Annotated in this window: 19 protein-coding genes, 1 tRNA gene, 3 pseudogenes and 1 riboswitch; of the genes and pseudogenes, 14 read left to right on the top strand and 9 right to left on the bottom strand. The window is 66.3% G+C overall.

The features are described from left to right. Positions 1-58: 58 nt before the first annotated feature. Positions 59-748, bottom strand: coding sequence for a vitamin K epoxide reductase family protein (locus BIGA_RS03840; RefSeq protein WP_081929457.1), 690 nt, complete (start codon positions 746-748; stop codon positions 59-61). Positions 749-832: 84 nt separating this feature from the next. Between BIGA_RS03840 and BIGA_RS03835 the strand changes: the two genes are divergently transcribed. Continuing rightward, positions 833-1717, top strand: coding sequence for a PHP domain-containing protein (locus BIGA_RS03835; protein WP_033507797.1), 885 nt, complete (start codon positions 833-835; stop codon positions 1715-1717). Between the two features lie 27 nt (positions 1718-1744). Here the strand turns inward: BIGA_RS03835 and BIGA_RS03830 are convergent, their stop codons facing one another. Together BIGA_RS03830 and BIGA_RS03825 are read right to left on the bottom strand one after the other, a co-directional pair. Further along, a complete protein-coding gene (locus tag BIGA_RS03830; protein ID WP_033507798.1) occupies positions 1745-1969 on the bottom strand; it encodes a DUF3107 domain-containing protein in 225 nt (74 codons plus the stop codon). 108 nt (positions 1970-2077) lie between these two features. Next, entirely contained in the window at positions 2078-3487 is a 1410-nt protein-coding gene (locus BIGA_RS03825; RefSeq protein WP_033507806.1) for a phosphotransferase, read from the bottom strand. Positions 3488-3588: 101 nt separating this feature from the next. Here BIGA_RS03825 and BIGA_RS03820 point away from each other — a divergent pair, with 101 nt between their 5' ends. Further along, a complete protein-coding gene (locus BIGA_RS03820; protein WP_033507799.1) occupies positions 3589-5085 on the top strand; it encodes an ATP-dependent helicase in 1497 nt (498 codons plus the stop codon). Here BIGA_RS03820 and BIGA_RS03815 read toward each other — a convergent pair. Next, on the bottom strand, positions 5082-6608 hold the full coding sequence (locus BIGA_RS03815) for a zinc-dependent metalloprotease (RefSeq protein WP_033507800.1): 1527 nt from the start codon (positions 6606-6608) through the stop codon (positions 5082-5084). The two genes, BIGA_RS03820 and BIGA_RS03815, sit on opposite strands and share 4 nt — an antisense overlap. A 68-nt stretch (positions 6609-6676) precedes the next feature. Here BIGA_RS03815 and BIGA_RS03810 point away from each other — a divergent pair. Together BIGA_RS03810 and BIGA_RS03805 are read left to right on the top strand one after the other, a co-directional pair. Further along, positions 6677-7535: pseudogene (locus BIGA_RS03810) on the top strand (YlbL family protein). Between the two features lie 98 nt (positions 7536-7633). Beyond that, positions 7634-8059: a DUF3052 domain-containing protein gene (locus BIGA_RS03805; RefSeq protein ID WP_033507802.1), complete on the top strand. Its 426-nt coding sequence runs from the start codon at positions 7634-7636 to the stop codon at positions 8057-8059. A 48-nt stretch (positions 8060-8107) separates the two neighbouring features. Here BIGA_RS03805 and BIGA_RS03800 read toward each other — a convergent pair. Continuing rightward, positions 8108-8181, bottom strand: a tRNA-Val gene (locus BIGA_RS03800). A gap of 126 nt (positions 8182-8307) precedes the next feature. On the opposite strand from BIGA_RS03800, the gene BIGA_RS03795 reads away from it, so the two are divergent. The 9 genes and pseudogenes from BIGA_RS03795 to BIGA_RS03755 all read left to right on the top strand — a co-directional run bounded on the left by BIGA_RS03795 (position 8308) and on the right by BIGA_RS03755 (position 19758). Continuing rightward, a complete protein-coding gene (locus tag BIGA_RS03795) occupies positions 8308-9597 on the top strand; it encodes a DivIVA domain-containing protein (RefSeq protein WP_051917063.1) in 1290 nt (429 codons plus the stop codon). Next, positions 9594-10781, top strand: a complete 1188-nt coding sequence (gene dxr, locus BIGA_RS03790) for a 1-deoxy-D-xylulose-5-phosphate reductoisomerase (RefSeq protein WP_033507803.1) — start codon at positions 9594-9596, stop codon at positions 10779-10781. The genes BIGA_RS03795 and dxr overlap by 4 nt, the downstream gene beginning before the upstream one ends. 26 nt (positions 10782-10807) lie before the next feature. Beyond that, positions 10808-12019 (top strand): flavodoxin-dependent (E)-4-hydroxy-3-methylbut-2-enyl-diphosphate synthase, encoded by a 1212-nt coding sequence (ispG, locus tag BIGA_RS03785; RefSeq protein ID WP_152596041.1) that lies wholly within the window; start codon positions 10808-10810, stop codon positions 12017-12019. Positions 12020-12061: 42 nt separating this feature from the next. After that, positions 12062-13759: an alpha/beta hydrolase family protein gene (locus BIGA_RS03780; RefSeq protein ID WP_051917062.1), complete on the top strand. Its 1698-nt coding sequence runs from the start codon at positions 12062-12064 to the stop codon at positions 13757-13759. 20 nt (positions 13760-13779) lie between these two features. Further along, the gene (gene recO / locus BIGA_RS03775) at positions 13780-14493 is read left to right on the top strand and encodes a DNA repair protein RecO (RefSeq protein WP_033507941.1); all 714 of its coding nucleotides are present in this window, start codon (positions 13780-13782) and stop codon (positions 14491-14493) included. Between the two features lie 56 nt (positions 14494-14549). Then, positions 14550-15341 carry an isoprenyl transferase gene (locus BIGA_RS03770; RefSeq protein ID WP_033507940.1) on the top strand — a complete coding sequence of 264 codons (792 nt, stop codon included), beginning with the start codon at positions 14550-14552 and terminating at the stop codon, positions 15339-15341. Between the two features lie 103 nt (positions 15342-15444). Next, positions 15445-16488 (top strand): annotated as a pseudogene (locus BIGA_RS03765) (LacI family DNA-binding transcriptional regulator). A gap of 296 nt (positions 16489-16784) precedes the next feature. Then, entirely contained in the window at positions 16785-18101 is a 1317-nt protein-coding gene (locus BIGA_RS03760; protein ID WP_033507939.1) for an MFS transporter, read from the top strand. A 106-nt stretch (positions 18102-18207) separates the two neighbouring features. Next, a complete protein-coding gene (locus BIGA_RS03755; protein ID WP_033507830.1) occupies positions 18208-19758 on the top strand; it encodes a glycoside hydrolase family 32 protein in 1551 nt (516 codons plus the stop codon). A gap of 139 nt (positions 19759-19897) precedes the next feature. Here BIGA_RS03755 and BIGA_RS03750 read toward each other — a convergent pair whose 3' ends face one another. From BIGA_RS03750 to BIGA_RS03740, 4 genes and pseudogenes are all read right to left on the bottom strand, one after another. Further along, entirely contained in the window at positions 19898-20275 is a 378-nt protein-coding gene (locus tag BIGA_RS03750; RefSeq protein ID WP_033507831.1) for a thiamine-binding protein, read from the bottom strand. A 29-nt stretch (positions 20276-20304) separates the two neighbouring features. Beyond that, positions 20305-21174 (bottom strand): bifunctional hydroxymethylpyrimidine kinase/phosphomethylpyrimidine kinase, encoded by an 870-nt coding sequence (gene thiD / locus BIGA_RS10045; RefSeq protein WP_033507842.1) that lies wholly within the window; start codon positions 21172-21174, stop codon positions 20305-20307. Positions 21175-21333: 159 nt separating this feature from the next. Beyond that, positions 21334-21951 (bottom strand): annotated as a pseudogene (locus BIGA_RS10040) (thiamine phosphate synthase); the annotation flags it as partial. Positions 21952-22040: 89 nt separating this feature from the next. Further along, a complete protein-coding gene (locus tag BIGA_RS03740; RefSeq protein WP_033507832.1) occupies positions 22041-22958 on the bottom strand; it encodes a hydroxyethylthiazole kinase in 918 nt (305 codons plus the stop codon). Continuing rightward, a riboswitch (TPP riboswitch) is annotated at positions 22948-23050 on the bottom strand. (Overlaps the previous gene by 11 nt.) Positions 23051-23172: 122 nt before the next feature. Between BIGA_RS03740 and BIGA_RS03735 the strand changes: the two genes are divergently transcribed. Next, entirely contained in the window at positions 23173-24690 is a 1518-nt protein-coding gene (locus BIGA_RS03735) for a glycine--tRNA ligase (protein ID WP_033507833.1), read from the top strand. Positions 24691-24751 lie beyond the last annotated feature (61 nt).

Raw genomic sequence — 24751 nt, 5'->3', positions numbered from 1 at the left:
GCGGTGGCCCGTGCATTCATGCACGGGCCACCGGTGAAGCGGGATACGCCAGGGTGCGCTAGGCGAACAGCGCCGGTCCGTCGACCACCAGGATCAGCGTGATGACGGCGAGTACCCATACCGCGTCCATCATCAGGTCGATATGGAGTCGGTAGTAGGTGCGCAGCCCATCGGCCTTCGGCGGCAGCCCCTGCACCACCACCGTGGCATGTGACAGCGCCATGAACTGGATGGTGGTGGAGAACATCAGCACCATGCACCATGGGCACAGCGCGTTGATGACGAACATCGACTGGCTGAACAGCCAGTAGGCGTAGGCCAGCGCCGCCAGCCCGCCGAACCAGGTGCAGGCGGCGAACCAGCGCGGCACGCGCACCTGACACAGGCCGATGACGGCCACGGTCACGAACACCGACTCGGCGGCGATGCCGAAGAACGCGTTCGGATAGCTCAGCCCGCCGAACTTGACGATCTCCGCCTGCCAGGACTGCGCCACCGTGGAGCAGGAGAGCACGCCGTTGATATCGCAGCCGAGCGTCTGACCCGGATGCCGGGCGAGCTGCAGGGTTTCGGCCGAAAGCACGAACGAGGCGAACAACGCCACCGCGGAGGCGATCAGCATGATCAGGTACGTCCACTGCGCGGTATGCCGCCAGCCGCCCAGCAGGCTGCGCCCCGGAATCGTCAGCCCGGAACGCGCCGTGGTCGTATCCGCGTCATAATCGGTTGCGGTTGTCGGAGACTGCATCGAATCGTTCATCATCATCCTTCGTGTCCGCGTGGACGCCACTCATGGCGTTCGCCATACCGCTCACCAGATTACGATGGGTGTATGACCCTTGTTGCCTATGCCGATACCCCGCCGCAGGCCGGTTGGGATATCCACTGCCATACCGTGTACTCCGACGGCACCGAGGCCCCGCGGACCCTGGTGCGTGAGGCCGTGCGCCGGGGATTGCACGGCGTGGCGATCGCCGATCACGACACGACCGCCGGCTGGCGGGAGGCCGAGCAGGCGGCTCGGGAATTGTCGATGACGCTGCTGCGCGGCACGGAGATCACCGCGGTGGACGACGGTGTGTCCGTACACATGCTGGGGCTGCAATACGATCCGGGGAACGCGGGCATTCGCGAACTGTTCGCCGCCACGCGGCGCGCCCGCCTGCGCCGTACCCGCCGGATGGTGGAGATGATAGCCAAGGATTACCCGATCACGTGGGAGGATGTGCTGGCGCAGACCAAACAGGGGGAGCGCACCACCATCGGCCGCCCGCATATTGCCGATGCGCTGGTGGCGGCGGGCGTCTACCCGACGCGATCCGACGCGTTCGCGGGGGCGGTGAGTGCTTCCAGCCGGTACTACATCCCCACGCCCTCGCCCACGGCGATGCAGGTGGTGGAGGCGGTGAAAGCCGCCGGCGGCGTGAGCGTCGTGGCCCACGCGGGGGATCCCGGGCGCAACCGTGTGCTGCTGTCCGACACGCAGATCGAACGTCTGGCGCGAGCCGGTCTGGGCGGTCTTGAGGTATGGCACCGTGGCAATCCGCCGGAACAGCGTGAACGTCTGCTGCGTCTGGCGCATCGGTTCGATCTGCTGGTCACCGGCGGCTCGGACTGGCACGGTGCGGGCAAGCCGAATGCGCTGGGGGAGAATCTTACCGAGGACGCCGTAGCGGAGGAGATCATCCGCTACGGCTGTTTGCCGGTCATCCGCTGATGGTGCGGACGGCCGGCAGACCCGGCGTCACAGTGCGCCGAAGCCGACGGCGTGCTTGGTTTCGGATCCGATGATCGCGTACCCCAGGGAACCGGCCGGCACGATGATATGGCGGCCCTTGTCGTCCACCAGGTCGATGGTGCGGCCGTCCGCCACCGCGGCGGCGATGACCTGGCCGACCTCGTCGGCGCTCTGCTCGGTGCTGAAGTTCACCGTGCGCGCCACATCGCGGATGCCCAGTTCGATGTCCATGCTTCCTCCTTATGTCCTCCGCTCGGCCGGAGGACGGATATACGGATATACCGTGAGTTGACGTGTTCCGATTGTATTGTGCCCCGTCCTGCGCCGGGACATGGCCGATTACGCTCGCGGCGTGCGCTCGCCCGTGTCGTCGTTCTCGTCCGGGTGAAGGCCGGCCTGCGCGTCGCGCATCGCCCGCTCCTCACGTTCCAGCAGGGGGATGACGATGGTGGCGGTCGATTCGGCGTCATGTGACGGGGCGGCCTCGGTCTGTGCCGTCACGTCCCGGACCTCCGCCTCGTCGGTGTCGTCGTCCGTGTCGATCGAGCCGGAGAACACGACCGTCTGTGCGGTGGAACCCGACGTGTGCGCGGTCACCGGGTGATCGGCGGTGGAATCGACGTCGGCCTCGCCGACCGCCTCGATCTGCGACGAACCGGTCTTGTCGGTCTCTCCGGTGTCGTCGTTGACGGCGGTCTCACTGGCGACGGTTTCGGCGGGGGGCCGTCCGGTGGACGTTTCGGATGCGCGCCGGCGTTCCGCGTCATTGAGAAGGGTGCCCACGGTGATGGTGCTCGGCGGCTTCGTGCCGGAACGCTGGGCGGGGGCGGCGGTGCTCTTGGCGCGCTGCGTCATCACTCCGAGCTGGTGGGCGAGCCGCTCCACCTGCGCCTTGAACTGCAGGATCTTGGCGTTGTCCGCGCGGCTCAGCGCCTGAACGAATTCGCCGACCTGCTCCATCTGCAGCCACAGGTTCGCGCGCAGCATGATGAGGTCGTCCAGTCGGTTGCCGAGCATCCTGCCGTAGGCGGCGAGCACGGCGTTGCGGTGGGCTTCGTCGAGCTTGGCGAAGATCCACGCCAGATCGCGCGCGGGATCGTTGATCTGCATATCCTGCCAATTGGTGATGGCGGTGATGGTGGAACCGGAGAAGAGGATGTCGCCGTCGTCGAATCCACCGTGCACGGGGCATGTGGCGAACGACCAGAGCCCTTCGGTCTCCAGCACCTGCGACCAGCTGGTGGTGATCTCGGCGGGGATGTGCCCGGCCTGACGCAGCCGCTTGATCCAGGCGGTCAGCTGGGCGCGGATCTGCCCGGTGGCGAATGCCGGATAGCCGTTGTCGGTCAGGAACGCCCCATGCAGGCGATGGATGGCGCCGATGGCCGTGCCGATGGCCGTGCAGTCGTCGATGGTGAGCATATTCAGCGGCCGGGCGTCCCCGATGACATGGGGGCATATCATAACCGCGGTGCTGCCGGTCGGTCCGTGGGCGTTATCACCGGATTCGAACGCCGCCACCCGATCCACGGCGAACCCCAGGCCCGCGGGCACATGCGCCTTGCTCAGCGTGTCGGCGGCGCGCACACGGTCCTGAAGCCGCTTCCGTCCGGCTTCGGTGTCGGTGACGAACACGTCGTACAGTTTGCCTGACGCATCCTGTACCACGGTCTGGCTGATGTCGCAGGACACGTCCGCCGGGGCTACCTGGTTCACGCCGCGCACTCCGGATACGACGATGTTCGGCATGGCCGCCGAGGCCAACGCCGCCAATTGGAACTTGCTTCGCTGAGTCACAGTTCCACACTAATACACGGATGGTGCAAAGCGAAGCATGGCACAATGGGTGCATGGCAACTTCGGCGGATGCGATTCTGGACGGTTTGGACGAGGCGCAGCGTGCCGCCGCGATGGCGGTGGACGGCCCGGTGCGCATCGTGGCCGTGGCCGGTGCGGGCAAAACCCGCACGGTGACGCGCCGCATCGCCTACGCCTGCGCGTCGGGCGCCTGGGATCCGGCGCGGACGCTGGCGGTCACCTTCTCGGTGAAGGCCGCCGCCGAGATGCGGGTGCGGCTGTCCAAACTCGGCGTCGGGGAGGCCGTGACCGCCGCCACCTTCCACTCCGCCGCGTTGCACCAGCTGCTGCGCGTGTGGGATGAGGTGTGCGAGACCCCGTTCCCGCATATCACGGACGACCAGCGCGGGTTGGTGGCCAAGGCCTTCGCGCGGATCAGCGAACTGCAGCCGCAGGAGAGCGATCTGCGCGACATCCACGCCGAGATCAACTGGGCCAAGGTGTCGCTGATCGCCCCGGATGACTATCCGCGGGTGTGCGCGGCGTTGCACCGCCGCCCGCCGGCGGGGATGGAGCCGGATCGGTTCGTGGAGGTCTACCGCGCCTACGAGACGGTGAAGACCTCACAGGGGGAGATCGATTTCAACGACATCCTGCTGATTGCCTGCCACCTGCTGGACGGGTTCCCGGAGGTCGGCGCCGCCATCCGCTCCTCGATCCGATGGCTGACGGTGGACGAGTACCAGGATGTGTCGCCGCTGCAGCATCGGCTGATGCGGCTGTGGTTGGGGGATAACAGGAACGTGTGCGTGGTGGGCGATCCCGCGCAGACGATCTACTCGTTCGCGGGGGCGAGCAGTTACGATCTGCTGGGGTTCGCCGATGAGTTCGCCCCGCTGTCGGCCGACATCAATCTGGCTGTGGATTACCGTTCGACCCCGCAGATCGTACGGTGCGCGAACCGTGTCCTGGGGGCGTCGCCGAACCGGGCCGATTACCTGAAGCTGGATTCCGGCCGCCGGGATGGCGTGCGGATCAGCCGCACCGTGTACGGCACGGACGCCGACGAGGCTGCCGGCGTGGCCGCTGCGATTGCCCGTCTGGCGGCGCGCGGGGTGGCGCCGCAGGACTGCGCGGTGCTGACGCGGCTCAACGCGCAGCAGCAGGTGGTGTGCGCGGCGTTGCGGCGTGAGGGGTTGCGGTTCCGGGTGCGTCGCGATGCCGGATGGCAGCGTTCGGCATTGGACGACGGGCAGGCCGGGCGGCAGGCCATGCTGGAGACGTTGGGGGTTTCGGGCGATGACGCGGGTGTGACCGTGTCCACGATCCATGCCGCCAAGGGCCTGGAGTTCAAGCACGTGTTCCTGATCGGCTGCTCGGAGGGACTGCTGCCGTACGGTTCGCCCGCCCCGGGCGATCTGTTGGAGGAGGAGCGGCGGCTGATGTATGTCGGCATCACGCGCGCCGAGGATTCGCTGCACCTGTCCTACGCGCGGGGCAAGGACGGCGCTGCGGCCATGCAGCGCAGCGCCAGTCGTTTCCTTGTTTAATTGTCGTAATTGTCGGACGGTTCGGTGCCGGAGGAGTCGCCGTCGGACGTCCCGTCGTCGGGCAGCCCCTCATCCAGCAGTTTGCTGAGCTCGGCGTCCCAGTCGATGCCGGTGGTGCCGTCGTCGCCGGAGCCGGCATCGGTGTTGGCGGGACGCGCGTCCACCTCGGCGTCGTCCGGGGCCGAGGCGATGGAGCGATCGTCGTCGGTGGGCATGACGGGCAGCAGATCGGGGTGCGACCAGCGGGTGTCGCGCGCGTCGTCGCCGTCCTCCAAGCCGATGCGTTCCCACAGCGCGGCGGCCTCGCGCATGCGCTTGGGGCGCAGATGCATCCCGAGCAGCTGAGCGAAGGTGCGTTCCGCGGGGCCTCCGGTGGCGCGCTCCCTGCGGGACATCTCACGGAGCTGTTCGATATGCGGGATATGGGCCATGCCCGCCTTCCAGGTCACGCAATCGACCCATCCCTCGACCAGGGCCAGCAGATTCTCCAGACTGGCCAGCGCCTCCTGCTGTTCGGGGGTGTCGGGGATGCCCACCTTGGTCAGATTCACCGCCCCGGACAGGGAATCCGGATCCATCGAAGCGGCGTCGCGCAGCTGTTCCTCCATGGCGTCCAGGTCGATGGTGATGCCGCGCGCATACTTGCCGATCAGGGCCTCGAACCGCGGCATCAGCCACGGCACGGCCGCGAAGAGCCGGGCATGGGCCAGCTCCTGCAAGGCGATGAACGCCATGACCTCGGCGACCGGGATATCCAGCGAATCCGCATACGCCATGATGTTCTGCACGATAAGCGCGCCTGCGGGATTCTTCAGCAGGGCCAGCCCTTGATCGAAGCTGCCGCGCACCTCGTGCGACATGGCGCCGGCGGCCTTCCCCAGCTGCATGGCGAACGAGGTGTTCGCCAGCAGCCGTATCAGCTGGGCGGGGTCCTTCATCCCCTCGGGAATCGGAATCGGCACGGGGCCAGCGAACATGCCGGCCACCTCGCCGTCGCCGAAGGCATCGCCGAGCCGTTCGGACATCACGGAGGCCACCGCGTCGTTCATCGACTGGGCCACCGGCGCGGCGAACTCCGCCCACGCGTCCAGCGTGCCCTCCACCCAGCCGGAGCGGGTCAGCAGCTGCACCTCGCCGGGCACCGGGTCGAACCGGCAGACCGTATCCAGCCATAGGTTCGCCTCGCTGACGGCCCTGCGGGCCAGCTGGCCCTGCTCGGCGTTCACGGTGCGGTCGCTGCCCTCGCCGTTCGCCTGCTGCAACGCTATGGAGGTGGCGAGCTTGACGTTGATGGGCCCCTCCTGCACGGTGCGCTGCATATCGTCCATGGTGTTCAGCCCCCCGGCGGTGAACGCCTGCATCATCGACTGCACCTCGGCGGGTTTGGGCAACCGGCTCGGATCCTGGCTGAGCAGCTGCTCGCGAATCGGCTCGGGCAGATTCGCGATCTGGCTCCAGGCCATCTCACCCTGAATCGGTCCGAAGCATTCGATCAGCCATTGCCGGATAGCATTCTCGTCCATATCGGTCTCCGCCTTCGCGCTGTGAGGATAACGTCGGTTGTATCCATAGTATGGGAGGTATGCCGAATATGCACTCCACGCGCCGTTTTCACGCCAAAGGCGCATTCCAACGTCTGAGGCGGTACTTCGAAACCCGTTCGCTGCGGTACTGCGCCGGGCTGCTCGCCGTGCTGCTGGGACTGGTCGCGCTGGCGGCCCCCAGCCCCTACTGCATCGAAACCCCCGGGCCCACGCAGGATGTGCTGGGGAAGCTGACGGGGCGGTCCGGTGGCGAGGTTATTGCGGTCGAAGGCGCCGACACCTACACGGACGAGGGCGAACTGCTACTGACCACCGTCAACGCGTCGGGCGTGCCCGGATATCCGGTGTCGAATATCGTGGCGCTGATCGGCTGGTTCGACCCGGATACCGTGGTCATGCCGAACGAGGCCGTGGTGCCGATCGGGCAGACCGCCGAGGAGTACGCCGGCGAGAGCCAGCAGGAGATGGACCAATCCCAGCAGGAGGCGGTCGACGCCGCGCTGGCGTTCCTGCAGGACCGGGGCGTGGATGTGTCGGGCGTTGACGTGGAGATGCATGTGGAAGGCATCGGCGGCCCCTCGGCCGGCATGATGTACGCGCTGGGTCTGATCGATAAGCTGACGCCCGAAAGCGAGACCGGCGGGCGGACGATCGCGGGCACCGGAACCATCGATGCCGAGGGCAACGTGGGCGCCATCGGCGGCGTGCGCCTGAAGATGCTTGGGGCCAAGCGCGACGGCGCCACCTGGTTCCTCGCGCCGGAGGCAAACGCCGCCGAGGTGGCGGGCAATGTTCCCGAGGGGTTACGCGACGTATGCGTATCCACGCTGTCCGAGGCGTACGATGCGCTGACGGCCATCGGCCAGGGCAGGGGGGGATGGCCTGCCGCATTGTAAGGCGCGGTAGGACAGGGCGTTGCCCGGCGCGGCAACGGGCGTCCGGAATGTGGGAGGAATCGCGAATCGGCGCGGAAAGACCCCGTGAGTTCACACCGGTTTGCTATATTGTGCAACGTGAACCAAACAGCATCACGACACGCTGAAGAATTCGGTTTCAGCCGTGGGGACATCATTCAGGAATGGCTATGGGATGACGATGTAGACGATTCCATCCGTGCATCCATCGAGGAACTGACCGGTGAGGATCTCGTCGACGAGGAATACGATTCCGCCGTTGATGGCGTCATCATCTGGTGGAGGGATGGCGACGATGAGGACGCACTGTCCGACACGATTGTGGACGCGTATGCGGTGCTGGGGGAGGACGGGCCGCTGTGGGTGCTGACCCCGAAGCCGGGGCGTCCGGGCGCCGCCAGCTCCAGCACGGTGCAGTCCGCGGCCAAAACCGCAGGCATGAACGCCGCGACGCCGTTGACGGTCAGCTCCGATTGGAACGGCATCCGACTGCGCGCCTTCGGCAAGGGGCGCTGAATACGACGTATGGCCGCCGCATTGCCGCGGCGGCCATAACGATTCGTGTGGGCGATGAGGGACTCGAACCCCCGACATCCACCGTGTAAAGGTGGCGCTCTAACCAACTGAGCTAATCGCCCGCATCGACCTACTGTACCGTATGCCTCGACCGTATGGCGAGCGCGTGGCGTGTGTTGGTGCTCGGGCGCGTCGCAACGGTCACGTAATCTGGACTACAGAGTTGTAACCGTAGGAGGTCAAGAGCCATGGCGCAGCAACCTGAATCCGGCAGGAACGCTTCGGGCATCGCCCGGGCGGGCAAGCGCAAGTGGGGATATAACCCCGAACAGGTGGATGAGTTCCTCGAACGTACCCACGCGTTGTATGACAGCGAAGACGCCCAGCTGACGCAGCAGGACATCCAGAACGTGTCGTTCGACCTGAGCAAGGGTGGCTACGTCATCAGCCAGGTGGACGCCGCGTTGGGCCGGCTCGAACGCGCCGTGGTGGATCAGCAGACCACCCGGGAGATCGCACGTCACGGACGTGTGGTGTGGAAGGCCCAGACCGAGGATCTGTACCGCAGCCTGGCCGCTCACGCCGACCGCGCGGCGCGTCAGCGTTTCCGCCCGGGTGACGCCAAGGCTCCGTCCTACGATCGCAAGCAGGTCGACCGTCTGGTGGATCAGGTCATCGACAAGGCCGCCGCGGAACTGGGCGTGGACGGGGTGACAGCCGACGACGTGAAGGATCTGGTGGATGTGAACTCCACCAGCGTGGCCAATGTGATCTTCACCCAGCGCAAGGGCAAGCGCGGCTATGACGAACGCCAGGTGGACAACTACCTGAACGCCTGCGTGCGGCTGCTGAGCCGCATCGAGTCCTATGCCCGCGTGTCGGATTACGTCCATGACCCCGCCACCACGCAGCAGCGCAGTGCGGTGGCCGAGACGGCCGCGGCTCCGGCGCTGTTCCCGCCGAGGGGGGAGAGCCAGCCGCTCGATACGGCCGCGTCCCCCACGGTGATGGACGACGATTTCGCCGAACTGCATCGCGTCGAGCAGCAGATCTTCGCCGTTCCGGCACCCGCCGCCCCGCGTGAGCCCGCGGTGGCGCCCGTGCCGCCTGCCCCGGCTCCCGCACCGTCCGCACCGACTGCCGAGACGGCGTCCCCGGTGACGACGACCGCCATGCCTGCTCCGGCCCCCACGCCCGAATACACGACTCCTGCGGCGCCGGCACCGGTCGCGTGGGATTACGCCCGGAAGACCGAGCCGGCAGCCGTGGCGCAGCAGCCCGAACGGAGTACTCCCGAACAGAACACTCCGGAGAAGAGCGAGGATCCGCTGGCGGGGCTGGCGCATCTGGCCGCCGCCGTGCAGCAGACCCAGCCGATGCCGACGGCCTCCGATCCGGTGGTGCCGTCATTGGACGTCCCCAGCGTGCCGACGGTGCGCTCGCTGAATCTGGACGCCATGCCGTCGCTGGACATCCCCGATCTGTCGTTCCCCACGTTCGACAATGACGAACCGACGCGGAAGAAGCCGGAACAGTGAATCAGAACCTCACCGTGGTCATCCTTGGTTCGACCGGTTCCATCGGCACCCAGGGATTGGACGTCATCGCGCGCCACCGTGACCGGTTCACCGTCGTCGGATTGGCGGCGGGCGGCGCCCATGTGGAGCTGTTGGCCAAGCAGGCCGCGGAGTTCCAGGTGCCGCAGGTGGCCGTATACCGGGCCGACGTGGTGCCTGCGCTGCGGGAGGCGTTGGACCGCGCCGGTGCCGTGACCACGCAGATTCAAGCCGGACCGGATGCGGTGGAGGCCGTCGCCGGATGCGGTGCCGCGGTGGTGCTCAACGGCATCACCGGCTCGATCGGTCTGAAGCCGTCCATCGCCGCGCTGAAGGCCGGCTCCCAACTGGCCCTGGCGAACAAGGAATCGGTGGTGGCGGGCGGCAACCTGCTGTTCTCCGCCCAGACCCGGGACAATCAGATCAATCCGGTGGATTCCGAGCATTCCGCGATCTGGCAGTCGCTGCGCTCCGGCACCCACGCCGAGGTCTCGCGCCTGATCGTCACCGCGTCGGGAGGCCCGTTCCGCGGCATGACGCGCGAGCAGATGGCCGACGTCACCCCCGAGCAGGCGCTGCATCATCCGACGTGGAACATGGGGCCTGTCGTCACCATCAACTCGTCCACGCTGATGAACAAGGGACTTGAGGTCATCGAGGCGAGCCGTCTGTTCGACATCGAGCCTGACCGGATCGTGGTGACCGTGCATCCGCAGTCCATCGTGCACTCGATGGTGGAGTTCCGTGACGGCGCCACCATCGCCCAGGCCTCGCCGCCGGATATGCGTCTGCCGATCGCGCTGGGCCTGTCCGCGCCGGACCGTCTGGACGACATCGCGGCGCCCTGCGATTGGACGACGGCCGCCACCTGGACCTTCGAGCCGCTGGACGATGAGGCGTTCCCGGCCGTGAATCTGGCGCGCCAGTGCCTCAAGGCCTCGCAGAAGCATACCGCCGTGCTCAACGCGGCGAATGAGCAGGCCGTGCACGCGTTCCTGGACCATCGGCTGCCCTACCTGGGCATCGTGGATACGGTCAAGGCCGTCATCGACCAGATGGACGCCGAATTGCGCGGCAACCCGGTGTTCGCCTCCGTGGAGGAAATGGGCGAAGTCGAGCTCGAAGCTCGCCGTCGTGCCGATGATCTGATAGACAAGCAGTTGTGATTCAGAACGATACCCCAGCCGAAACCATGACCGGTGATATGACCAACGACAAGCCGTTCCGCAAAACAGGCGAGGCCGCGATCAGCGAGAGTCCGCTCCATCCGCGCCGCCAGTCCCGCCGGATCATGGTGGGGCCGGTGCCGGTCGGCGGCGGGGCGCCGATCTCCGTGCAGTCGATGACCAACACTCCGACCGTGGACGTGTCGGCCACGCTCCAGCAGATCGCCGAGCTGACCGCCGCCGGATGCGATATCGTCCGCGTGGCGGTGCCCAGCCAGGATGATGCCGACGCATTGCCCGAAATCGTCAGGAAGTCGCCGATCCCGGTGATCGCCGACATCCATTTCCAGAGCAGGTACGTGTTCCAGGCCATCGACGCGGGATGCGCGGCGGTGCGCGTGAACCCGGGCAACATCCGCAAGTTCGACGAGGTGGGACCGGCCATCTGCAAGGCCGCCACCGACGCGGGCATCTCGCTGCGCATCGGCGTGAACGCCGGGTCGCTGGACAAGGAGCTGTACGCCAGGTACGGCGGGCCGACCCCGGAGGCATTGGTCGCCTCCGCGCTGAAGGAGGCCCGCATGTTCGAGGACGTGGGCTTCCATGACTTCAAGATCTCCGTCAAACACCATGATCCGATCACCATGGTGCAGACCTACCGACTGCTCGCCTCCAAGGGCGATTGGCCGCTGCATCTGGGCGTCACCGAAGCGGGACCCGCCTGGCAGGGCACGATCAAGTCCTGTCTGGCGTTCGGCGCGCTGCTGGCCGAAGGCATCGGCGACACGATCCGCGTCTCCCTGTCGGCGCCGCCGGTCGAGGAGGTCAAGGTGGGATGCAAGATCCTCGAATACCTGGGACTGCGCCCGCGCAGGTTCGACATCATCTCATGCCCGAGCTGCGGCCGCGCGCAGGTGGATGTGATCCAGCTGGCCAACGCCGTCACCGAAGGGCTCAAGGATGTGACCGCGCCGATCCGCGTGGCCGTGATGGGCTGCATCGTCAACGGTCCGGGCGAGGCGCGCGAGGCCGATCTGGGCGTGGCCTCCGGCAACGGCAAGGGGCAGATCTTCATCAAGGGCAAGGTCATCGAAACGGTGCCCGAGGACAGGATCGTGGACACGCTGCTGGAGAAGGCCAACGAGATCGCCGCACAGATGGAGGCCGAGGGCCAGGTGCCGGCCGGCTCCACCGGGCCGGTCGTCGTGCCGGTCACCCATACCGCGCGTCACGCGTGAGCTCATGCACCGGCCGTCGCGTGACTACAATGAACCGACGTGATGCATCATCGGAAGTCCACACGGCGGCCGGGCGGCTGGAGCCGTCGCCGGCGTCTGCTGACCACGCTGCCGATATTCATCGTGCTGTTCGGCATCCTGGTCACCGTCTCCACGTTGACCGACGTCCAATGGCATGACGACGCCACCGGACGCACCATCACGCCAGCGACCCCCAACACCGCCGTCGCCTTCGCCAACCCCGACGACGTCCCGCTGCCCGCGCTCGGCACCTACGAGGTCCGCGACCGCTACGTGACCATCGACGTCACCCGCGCATCCACCGGCGAGGTCCAGAAGCTGAACGTGCACGTCCGCGAGCCGGTCGATGCCGGAAACGGTCTGCCCGGCGTCGTGTTCCTGCACGGGGCGGGATACGGCACCTGCGACAACTCGTTCAGCGACGTGGCGAAGGCGATGGGCACGGCGGGCATCGTGACCGCCGTGGTGGACAAGCCCGCCTGGTCCACCATCGACATCAACCGCGACTATCCGGCCTCCGCGGACGCCTATGACGCGGTCATCGACTACATCCGCGGCTTGGACGCGGTGGACGACGGCAAGGTCGGCATCTACGCCACCTCCGAGGGCACGTGGATCTCCAGCTATCTGCTGCAGGACGACCCCGACGTGGCCTTCCAGATCCTGCTCAGCCCGATGGTGTTCACGCCCCGGGAATCGCTGGCGTTCTTCGTCGCGCAGGATTTCACGCTCGCCGGCGCCCACGGCGGCTACCAGTCCTTCGTCCGCCGCGTGTTCAACATCGACGCGGCGCTGTTCGGACTGACGAACCTGGACATCCGGACGCTCACACCGGAGGCGTACGCCATCCCCACATTCGTGGCGTACGGTTCACGGGATGTGATGACCGCGCAGGTCGACGGTCTGCACACCATCCTGGACATGTGCGAGCGGGCGGGAAACCCTGACGTGGTGATACGCAGCTACCGCGGCGGCAACCATGTGCTCCGGCCCGGCGACCTGACGGCGCTCGGCACCCCGTATGCGGGCAACTACGTGAACGATCTGATCGACTGGATCGGCGGCACGCTGGCCGGGCTCGATCCGATCTGCGAACAGGTGGCGGGGGCGCCGATCCGGCAGTCGAGCGCGGTGCCGACATTGCGGGCGCAACGCGTGGCCACGATCTACGGCGTGGTGTTGCATATCCTGACGCTGGTGCTGCTGATCGCCTCGGCGGCGGTCGCTCTGGTGGGTGCGACGCGCCGGATACGGCAGGGGCTGCGGCGCAAGGAGCCGGTGTTCGGCTTCAGCCACGGTTTCGGCAGGTCGCTGGCGTTGCTGGTCATGGCCACGGGGCTCACCCTGCTGTTGTTCGTGGCGGCCATGGGACGCATCATCATGTCGGTGGTGAACCTGGCATGGGGCGGCACGCCGGCGCATGACCCGGGCATCATGTACTGGAGCTGGCCGGTGGCGCAGGTGGTGTGCGCGCTGGTGGTGTGGGAATGGTCGGGCGTGCTCGCCCGGCTGATCGAGGTGGCCTCGGCCCGCGGCATCCTGCGGGTGCCGCCGCGCAAGGGGGCGGTGCGGGAGATCGTGACCGGCGAGCAGCCGGTGCTGGCCTCGCGTCGATTGGGGCGCGTGATGTTCTGGCTGGCCGGAACCGCCATGTTCGCCGTCCTACTGGTGTTCGCGTTCTGGGGCCTGTTCTCGTATGCCGAACCGCTCGTATACTGAGACCCGGATGGAGGTGCGCGATGGCGTTGTACACGGATGAGGGCGTGGTCCTGCGCACCGCCAAACTGGGGGAGGCCGACCGCATCATCACACTGTTCACCCGCATGCACGGCAAGGTGCGCGCCGTGGCCAAAGGCGTCCGACGGACCAAATCGCGGTTCGGCGGGCGTCTGGAACCGTTCATGCGCGTGAATGTGCTCATCGCCGAGGGCCGGTCGTTGGACGTCATCTCCCAGGCCGAGACCATATCGGCCTACGCGTCGTCGATCTGCCTGGATTATGACGCGTATATGGCGGCCGGGATCATGGCGGAGACGCTGGACAAGCTGATCGACACCGAGCGCGAGGCCGCGCCGGAGCAATACCGGCTGCTGATCGGCGCCCTGCACGCCCTGTCCAAGCAGGTCCATCCGGCGCAGTCGATCAGCGACTCGTACGTATTGCGCGCCCTGGCGTTGGCCGGCTGGACGCCGCGACTGCAATCCTGCGTGGTCTGCGGCACCCGTGAACGGCTGCAGCATCTGTCGATTCCGGCCGGTGGCGTGATGTGCTCCGCCGACCGCACCCCCGAGGCGCGTCCGCTGGCCGATGCGGAACGGGTGCAGCTGTGCGCGCTGCTGGCGGGGGACTGGACGATGCTTGGCGACCGCCCGCCCGAGGCCCGGGTGACCCGACTGGTGGGGGATTGGGCGGAGTACTATCTGGAGCGTCCTCTGCGTTCGATGCGCGTCTAGTGCTGCTGTGTTCGATGCGCGTCCGGGAGACGACTGCAAACGGTAAGATGCGTAGTATGGCTTTTGAGAACGTTGATTACCAGTCGCTGAGTGTGCCTGCCGCGCCGTTTTCCGACCCCTCGCGCATCCCCGATTTTCCGAAGAGCAAGGTGCCGCGTCACGTCGGCGTGATCATGGACGGCAACGGGCGTTGGGCGCAGCAGCGCGGGCTGATCCGCACCGAAGGCCACCAGGCCGCCGAGCCGGTGGTGTTCGACACCATCGCAGGCGCCATCGAGGCCGGCGTGCGCTACCTGAGCCTGTACACGTTCTCCACCGAAAACTGGAAGCGCAGCCCGCAGGAGGTGCGGTTCCTGATGGGCTTCTCGCGTGACATCATCCACCGCCGCGTGGCCCAGATGGACGAATGGGGCGTGCGCGTGCGCTGGTCGGGACGCCGTCCGAAGCTGTGGAAATCGGTGATCGACGAACTTGAGGTGGCGATGGAGCGCACCAAGCGCAACAAGGTCATCGACGTGGTATTCTGCATCAACTACGGCGGGCGCGCGGAGATCGCCGACGCCTGCGCCGCCATCGCGCGCGAGGTGCGTGACGGCCGCATCAGCGGCGACCGCGTGACCGAGAAGATGGTGGCCGAGCATCTGTACAACCCCGACATCCCCGACTGCGATCTGGTGATCCGCACCTCGGGCGAGCAGCGCACCTCGAACTTCCTGCCGTGGGAGGCCGCCTACGCCGAACTCGACTTCGTGCCCGAACTGTTTCCCGACTGCGGCCGCGAGGTGCTGTGGCGTTCGATCGACCACTACATCCACCGCGATCGCCGGTTCGGCGGCGTGAAGAAATAAGGTTTCAAGCCGCTGTCCGTCGGAGGGGTCTGCGCAGGTCGGCGAGGCGGTCTTTCGTGCGTTTCTGCTGCGCCGAGGGGCATGGGCGTGTATCGTTTGATGCATGACGACGATGAAGCAGGTGGCGCAGAAGGCGGGAGTCTCGGTATCCACGGTGTCGTTGGTGCTGAACCATCGCGACGCAGGCCGTGTGAAAGCCGAAATCGCCGAACGGGTGCGGAAAACCGCGGAGGAGCTGGGGTATCGGCCCAATCCGCTGGCCAGCAGTCTGCGTACCAGCAGGACCCATATCCTAGGCTTCATCAGCGAGGAGGTCGCCACAACCCCGTACGCCGGCGGCATCATCCTCGGGGCGCAGGACGCGGCCAGCCGATTGGGATACATCATGCTCACCGTCAGCACCGACGGCGAGTCCGACGAGGGTACGGAGATCGCCGCGCTGAAGCGCTACGGCGTGGACGGTTTCATGTACGCCAAGATGTCGAACCGCATCACGCATGTGCCGGATGCGTTGAAGGATTCCCCGGTGGTGCTGGTGGACGCCACGGACGCGGAGGGGCGGATTCCCAGCGTGGAACCGGACGAGATCATGATCGCCAAGGACGCCACCAATCGGCTGATCTAGGCCGGCTGCCGGCGCATCGCCTACATCGGGTGCAGCGAGCCGATGATCGCGCAGGACCTGCGTAAGGAGGGGTACCGTCGGGCCCTGGAGGAGGCCGGCATCGGCTACGATGAGCGGCTGGTCGTCGATGTGCTGAACAACCGGCCTGCGTTGGATGAGGTCCGGGAGCTCTTCGACCGGGAGAATCCGGATGGCTTCTTCTGCTTCAACGATGCGCGTTCGTGGCCGGTGTACGAGTGCGCGGCCCGCAAAGGGCTGACCGTGGGCAGGGATATTTCGGTGGTGGGCGTGGACAACCACCGCGTCATCGCCGAGACGTTCTCCCCGCAGCTGACCACGGTGGAACTGCCGCATTACGAGATGGGGTATTGGGCGGCGTGCAAGCTGATCTCGATGATCGAGGGGCGGTCGCTGGACGATGTGCCGATGCCTGCGACGCGAGCCCCGATTCCGCCGCTGGATTCGCCGATTCCTGCGAGGATCCATTGCACGCTGATCGAGAAGGAGTCCGTGGTCCGCTGAGCGTACTGTGTGCGGCGGTTGCGTGTAGTGTGGTCGACATATTGGATGCGACACGCCGGTGTGCAGTAGGCATGGAATCCAATAACGGCGCTATTTCAATCGTTTAATGTTCGTATGGTGCACGGCAAATGTAAATCGTTTGACGTAAAACGATTGACGTTTTATGATGGCATCACGGTCCCCGGACGGCACGGCAGCCGGACAGAGATCCGCCGCGTCCGCGGCACAATCGAATATCAAGGCAATGGCAGCGGCGGTCGCACGGCAGCGTCCGTCGAAAGAGAAAAGAGACACACATGGCAAGTGCATCAAGGTCTGCATGGCGCAACCCGTCGTATCTGCAGAGCTCCTTCGGCATCTTCATGTTCTTCTGCTCGTGGGGCATCTGGTGGTCGTTCTTCTCCAGGTGGCTGCTGGACCCGGATAAGGGTTTGGGCATGACGGCCGCCGAACAGGGGCAGATCTACTCCATCAACTCGCTGGCCACGCTGATCATCATGTTCGTCTACGGCGTGATCCAGGACCAGCTGGGCATCAAGCGCAAGCTCGTCATCGCGGTTTCGGTCATCGCCGCGCTGGTCGGCCCGTTCGCCCAGTTCATCTACGCCCCGATGCTCACCGCCGGCGGCACCACCCGCTTCCTAGGTGTGCTGCTCGGCTCCATCGTGCTGTCCGCGGGCTTCATGTCCGGCTGCTCGCTGGTCGAGGCGCTCACCGAACGCTACAGCCGCAAGTTCGGCTTCGAATACGGCCAGTCCCGCGCCTGGGGCTCCTTCGGCTACGCCATCGTGGCCCTCATCGCCGGCCACACCTTCAACATCAACCCGCTGATCAACTTCTGGATCGGTTCCGCCTGCGGCCTGGGCATGCTGCTCGTCTACCTGTTCTGGGTACCCGCCGAGCAGAAGGCCGAACTCAAGAAGGAAGCCGACTCCACCGAGCGCACCAACCCGACGCTCAAGGAGATGGTCTCCGTCCTCGGCATGCCGACCCTGTGGGTGCTCATCGTCTTCATGATCTTCACGAACACGTTCTACACCGTGTTCGACCAGCAGATGTTCCCGACCTACTACTCCAGCCTGTTCCCGACCACCGAGATCGGCGACGCCACCTACGGCACGCTCAACGGCTTCCAGGTCTTCCTCGAGTCCGCCATGATGGGCGTGGTCCCGATCATCATGCGCAAGATCGGCGTGCGCAACTCCCTGCTGCTCGGCGCGTTCGTGATGTGCGCCCGCATCGGCCTGTGCGGCGCGTTCCACGACCCGATCTCCGTGTCGATCGTCAAGCTGTTCCACTCCATCGAGGTGCCGCTGTTCTGCCTGCCGGCATTCCGCTACTTCACGCTGCACTTCGACACCAAGCTCTCCGCCACGCTGTACATGGTGGGCTTCCAGATCGCCTCCCAGGTCGGCCAGGTGGTGCTGTCCGTGCCGCTGGGCGCCCTGCATGACGCGATGGGCGACCGCCCGACCTTCTTCACGATCTCCGCAATCGTGCTCGTCGCACTGATCTACGGCTTCTTCGTCATCAAGAAGGACGACCAGGAAGTCGGCGGCGATCCGTTCTACACCGACAAGCAGCTCAAGGCCATGGAAGCCGCCAAGGCCTGACGATGCGGCGGGGCGGCCGAGCCGACGGTCCGGCCGCCCCGCCTCCTCCCGCTCTTCCGTAGCGCAACCATCGAACATCACCAAGTAATCAGAAAGGCACGCAACGATGAGTGACTTCACTCCTACCCTCACCCCGATCGCAGACCACGACGCCGAACTGGCCAAGGCCGAACTCGGCGTGGCCAAACTGGCGGCGTCGCGCAACGACCGCTGGTACCCCAAATTCCACATCGCCTCCAACGGCGGCTGGATTAACGACCCGAACGGCCTGTGCTACTACAAGGGCCGCTGGCACGTCTTCTACCAACTGCACCCGTACGGCACCGCATGGGGCCCGATGCACTGGGGACATGTCTCCAGCGAGGACATGGTCACGTGGCGCCGCGAACCGATCACGATGGCGCCGAGCCTCGAACAGGAGAAGAACGGCGTGTTCTCCGGCTCGGCCGTCATCGGCGACGACGGCAAGCTCCGCTTCTACTACACCGGCCACCGCTGGGCCAACGGCGTGGACAACACCGGCGGCGAATGGCAGGTGCAGCTGATGGCCGTGCCGGACGATGACGAGATCACGCATGTCACCAAGCTCGGCATGGTTGTCGACTGCCCGCGCGAGAAGGTCCACTGGCACTTCCGCGACCCGAAGGTCTGGAAGACCGGCGATACCTGGTACATGATCCACGGCGTCTCCTCCGCCGACCAGCGCGGCCAGATGTGGCTGTACACCTCCGAGGACATGGTCGAGTGGACGTTCAAGACCGTGCTGTTCGAACATCCCGATCCGAACGTGTTCATGCTCGAATGTCCCGACTTCTTCCCGCTCAAGGACAAGGACGGCAACGAGAAGTGGATCATCTGCTTCTCCGCCATGGGTTCCAAGCCGAACGGGTTCATGAACCGCAACCAGAACAACGCCGGCTACATGATCGGCTCCTGGGAGCCGGGCGGCCGGTTCCAGCCCGAAACCGAATTCCGCCTGTGGGACTGGGGCCACAACTACTACGCTCCGCAGTCCTTCGACACCGAGGACGGCCGGCGCATCATGTACGGCTGGATGAGCCCGTTCGACTACAAGTACGCGATGGCCGACGACGGCTGGTGCGGCCAGCTGACCCTGCCGCGCGAGGTGTTCCTCGGCGAGGACGGCGACGTGCACACCGTGCCGGTGCCCGAACTGGCGGGCCTGCGCGAGGACACGTACGACCACGGTGCGATCGATCTGTCCGCCGGTGAGGAACGCGTGCTCAGCGACGACGCCGAGGCCGTGGAGATCGAGATGGCGATCGACCTGAAGGCCACCACCGCGGAACGCTGCGGGCTCAAGGTGCACGCCACCGAGGATGGCGGATACGTCTACGTGGCGTATGACGCGCAGCTCGGCCGCGTGGTGCTCGACCGCCAGGCCGGACACGGCACCGACGGCGGCTACCGCGCCGCCCCGCTGGACGCTGCGGAACTGGCGGCTGACACGCTCACGTTGCGGGTGTTCGTGGACCGCGGTTCGGTGGAGGTCTATGTCAACGACGGCCATCAGGTGCTGAGCTCCTACGACTTCCCGACCGAAGGCCCGCGTGCGGTCAAGCTGATCAGCGAGTCCGGCTCGCTCAAGGCCACGGGTGTGACCCTGCACCACCTGAAGTCCAACGGCTTGGAGTGACCGCCTGGCCTGACCGTTCTTCGCGAATCCTCATCACATAGCACATAGCAAGCGGTCCGCAACGCTCCCACTCGCTGTGGGTGGCGTTGCGGACCGCTTCGTTGTGATGTCAGCGTGCATGCCCGGCGGATGCCGGCGGCTACTCGGCCAGGAGCTCGTCCACCAGTTTCGATTTCTCGGTCAGCTGGCCGCTGAAGCCCGGCCGGATGTCGAGCTTCAAGGTCACGCCGGTGCGGTAGCCCTGCTCGGCGAGCTTCATCGTGGCGTCGCGCACCACGCGCAGCACGTCGTCCAGGTCGCCTTCGATGTTGGTGAACATCGCGTTCGTCTCGTTCGGCAGTCCGGAATCGCGGATCACCGCCACCGCCTGCGAGACGTATTCGCTGAGCTCCGCGCCCACGCCGCTGGGGGCGATGGCCACGGCCGCCACCGTGTTGATATACGGCTTGCCGGTTTCGGGGTCGGTCGGCACCTCCTGCCGGACGGCGTTGCGGTTGATCTGCTTGGATTCGTTCATGTCAAACTCCTTCTTCTGATGTGCCGGCTTCAGCGCCAACGCCAGGCGTGGTCCATTGGACCGGCGCCGTGCCCCAGGTCGAGCTGTTCGGCCAACGCGCCGGTCAGATAATCCTTGGCGCTGCGTACCGCCTGCGGCAGCGTCTCGCCGAGCGCCAGATGGGAGGCGATCGCCGAGGACAGCGTGCAGCCGGTACCGTGCGTATTCGGATTGTCGATGCGCGGGCTGGTGAACCATGTCACGGCACCATCGGGTTCGACCAGCACGTCGTTCGCGTCCTTGACGCCGTGCCCGCCCTTGACGAGTACCGCACATCCGAAGTGTTCTGCCAGTGTGCGGCCGGCCGTCTCCATATCCGCCTCGGCACGAATCCCTTCGCTGAGCAGTCGAGCGGCAGGGTCATCATTCGCCGACGAACGCTCCTGCAGAGCCTGCTCCAGCAGCGCTTCGGTCTCGGGCATGTTCGGTGTGATGACCGTGGCCAGCGGGAACAGCCGTGTGGTGAGCGCGGCGACGGCGTCATCATCGATGAGCTTGGCGCCGGAGGTGGCCACCATCACCGGGTCGAGCACGATGTTCTGCGCCTGATGCGCGGTCAGCCGGTCGGCGATCGTCTCGATAAGCGCCGCGCTGGAGACCATGCCGATCTTGACCGCCATCGGCGGGATGTCCTCGAACACCGCATCGATCTGGTCGGCCAGGATCGCCGGGTCGGCGTTCTGCACGGCGCGCACGCCGGTGGTGTTCTGCGCCGTCAGCGACGTGATGGCGGACATGCCGAACACGCCATTGGCCAGCATCGTCTTCAGATCGGCCTGAATGCCTGCACCGCCCGACGAATCCGATCCGGCGACCGTCAGCACCGGCGGCAGGCCGTGCGGTTGCTTGACGTCGAACATGGCGGCACCGCATTGCAGGGGAGCGGCCACATCCGATTGCGGATGGGAGGCCGCCGACGTCGCAACGCCGTGCCGGGCGTCCCCGCGCACGGCGGTCCATGCCTGGAGCAGTTCGCGGGTGGCGCGTTCCGGATCGTCCGCGGCGGCGATCGCCGAGACCACGAACCATCCGGCGGCCGCGGTCCGGGCCAACGCCGGCACGTCGTCCGCGTGCACGCCGCCGCCGACCACTACCGGATACCGGCTCGCCTCGCACAACAGTTGCGCCCCCGCGATGCCGAGCGCGTGCTTGGTGCCGTCCGCTTCGACCGCGGCCGCATCCGGCTTGGTGGCGGTGTAGTGCAGTGGTCCCGCGCCGATATAGTCGATGGTGCCGTCGGACAGCGCGTTGGCGGCTTTGATGTGCGGCAGGGTTTCGGCGGACAGGCCGATGACGGCGTCGGGGCCGAGCAGGGCGCGGGCCTGTTCGGGAGCCATATCGTCCTGGCCGATGTGCACGCCGTCGACCTTGATGCCGAGTTCACGGCACTGCCAGGCCGCATCGACGCGGTCGTCGATGACGAACGCCACGGTGTCCGCCTTGCCGGCCTGCGCGATGACGGCGGCGATCGCCTCGGCCATCGCGGTCAGATCGCGGGTGTCGGCGTGCTTGGCGCGCAGCTGGATGAAGGTCGCGCCGCCACGCAGAGCCGTGGCGACGACATCGGCCACCGGACGTCCCTTGGTGTCATCGGGGCCTACGACGAAGTAGGCGCGCAGGTCGAAGCGGTCGCGCATTGTGGGGTAGGGGGAACGGTTCATCGTCGATCCTTTCCGTGGTGATTGGACCGTTGCATCGAACGGCCTATGTCGTTGTGCCGTCTGTTTCACTGCAGAATCGTGGAGTCGGCGATCTGTTCGGCGGTCACGTTCCACAACGCATCCAGGAATTCGGTCTGGAACGAGCCGGGGCCGTGGGCGGCGGCTTCGGCGATCTCGCCGGCGCGGTTGAAGTGCAGCGAAGCGGCCATCGCCGCGGTCAGCGGGTCGGCGACGGCCAGATAGGTGCCGACCACGCCGCCGAGCGAGCAGCCGGCGCCGGTGATCTTGGTCATCAGCGCGCTGCCGCCGGGCAGCCGGTAATCGTGCGTGCCGTCGGTGATGAAATCGATGGCGCCGGATACGGCGACCGCACCCTGTCCATTGGGCGAATGGGCGGCGAGGTGGCGGGCGAGGCGGCGGGCCGCGGGAATCGCGGAATCCACCTCGTCGACGGATTCCACGCCGGCCGGACGGGTCCCGTCATCCGCGGCGGCGTCCGTGTCCGTCAATCCCCACATCCGGTCGAGCACGATGATCTCGCTGGCGTTGCCGCGGACGATGGTCGGCGGCACATCGCGGAACGATTCGAGGATGGCGGTGCGCGTGGCGCCCAGTCCCGCCGCCACGGGGTCGAGCACCCACGGCTTGCCCTGGTCGTGCAGTCCGCGGGCGATGTCCGCCAGGGCGTCCTTGTAGAACGGCAGCAGTGTGCCGACGTTGATGTAGGTGGCGCCACAAATGGCCGCGATATCCAGGACGTCGTCCGGCAGATAGCTCATCGCGGCGGTGCCGCCGGCGGCCAGCTGCGCGTTCGCCACCAGATTGATGGTGACGAAGTTCGTGAACGATTGCGCCAGTGGCGTGGTGCTGCGCACGGCATGGACCGCATCCGCAATGCGCGTGCGCAGCGGATGGCCGGCGGGTAGATTGCCGGTCTGAGAGGTGGATGTTACGGCCGATGCCATGGACGAGTCGATGCTCATATCTGCTCCCTACGATGGTCTTAACCAACAGGTTCAAAGGGTCGGGCTTGTGGCCCATCTCAACCCCGTGCGGGGTTCCCCTGCATGTCGGTTCCGACGCTACGCCGTCAAGCGGACAATCCGGGCATCAAACCGGCGGTCCGTGCTGTCAGCGTCTATCGGTATCCTGAGGTCTTTGATAAGACCCCAAACCGTTCAAACCAGAAGGTGCATTGTGGCTGCAAGCAAACTCGATGAAGTGGTATCCCTCGCGAAGCGTCGCGGATTCGTTTTCCCCGCCGGCGAGATCTACGGCGGCACCCGTTCCGCGTGGGACTACGGCCCGCTCGGCGTGGCGCTCAAGGACAACATCAAGCGTGAATGGTGGCGCTCGATGGTCGTGACCCGCGGCGACGTGGTGGGCGTGGACACCTCGGTGATCCTGCCGCCGGCCGTGTGGGTGGCCTCCGGACACGTCTCCGTGTTCAACGACCCGCTGATCGAATGCCTGAACTGCCACAAGCGCCATCGCGCGGACAAGCTCGAGGAATCCTATGCCGAGAAGCACGGCCATGAGCCGGAGAACGGCCTGAAGGACATCGTGTGCCCCGACTGCGGCACGAAGGGCGATTGGACCGAGCCGCGCGACTTCAACATGATGCTGCGCACGCATCTGGGCCCGGTGGAGGACGAGAACAGCCTGCACTACCTGCGCCCGGAGACCGCGCAGGGCATCTTCGTGGACTTCAAGAACGTCATGACCTCCTCGCGCTCCAAGCCGCCGTTCGGCATTGCGAACATGGGCAAGAGCTTCCGCAACGAGATCACCCCGGGCAACTTCATCTTCCGCACTCGCGAGTTCGAGCAGATGGAGATGGAGTTCTTCGTGGTGCCGGGCACCGACGAGGAATGGCACCAGTACTGGATCGACACCCGCACCCGCTGGTACACCGATCTGGGCATCAAGCCGGAAAACCTGCGCCACTACGAGCATCCGAAGGAGAAGCTGAGCCACTATTCCAAGCGCACCGTGGACATCGAATACCGCTTCGGTTTCCAGGGCTCCGAGTGGGGCGAGCTGGAGGGCATCGCCAACCGCACCGACTTCGACCTGACCGCGCACCAGAACCACTCCGGCGAGGACCTGAGCTACTTCAACCAGGCCACCGGCGAGCGCTTCATCCCGTACGTCATCGAGCCGGCCGCCGGCCTGACCCGCTCCCTCATGGCCTTCCTGGTGGACGCCTACGACGTGGACGAGGCCCCGAACACCAAGGGCGGCGTGGACAAGCGCACCGTGCTGCGTCTGGATCCGCGCCTGGCTCCGGTCAAGGCCGCGGTGCTGCCGCTGTCCAAGAAGCCGGAGCTGCAGGGCATCGCCCAGGATCTGGCCGCCGACCTGCGCCAGCACGACTGGATGATCGACTACGACGAGGCCGGCGCGATCGGCCGCCGCTACCGCCGTGAGGACGAGATCGGCACCCCGCTGTGCGTGACGGTGGACTTCGACACGATCGACGATCACGCCGTGACGGTCCGCGAGCGCGACACGATGGCCCAGGAGCGAGTCAGCCTGGACAAGGTGGCCGAATACGTGGCCGAGCGCGTCGGCGAGAAGCGCGTGCGCTACCCGCAGGGCCCGGTCTCCATCGTCGGCACCAAGGCCGCGGATGGTGGTCAGGACGTGGCCAAGGAGCAGGGCGTCGACGAGAGCGAGCCGGTGAAGGTGGCCGAAGCCGGCGGGCAGTACTGAGTCGAACACGTTCGAACGATAATGAGATGACGGGATCCAGTCCGGCAGGCGTCCGGTCTGG

The organism is Bifidobacterium pullorum subsp. gallinarum (assembly GCF_000741215.1).
Taxonomy (GTDB): Bacteria; Actinomycetota; Actinomycetes; order Actinomycetales; family Bifidobacteriaceae; genus Bifidobacterium; species Bifidobacterium pullorum_B.
The sequence above is the reverse complement of the archived record's forward strand: the minus strand, read 5'-3'. Positions and strand labels throughout refer to the sequence as shown.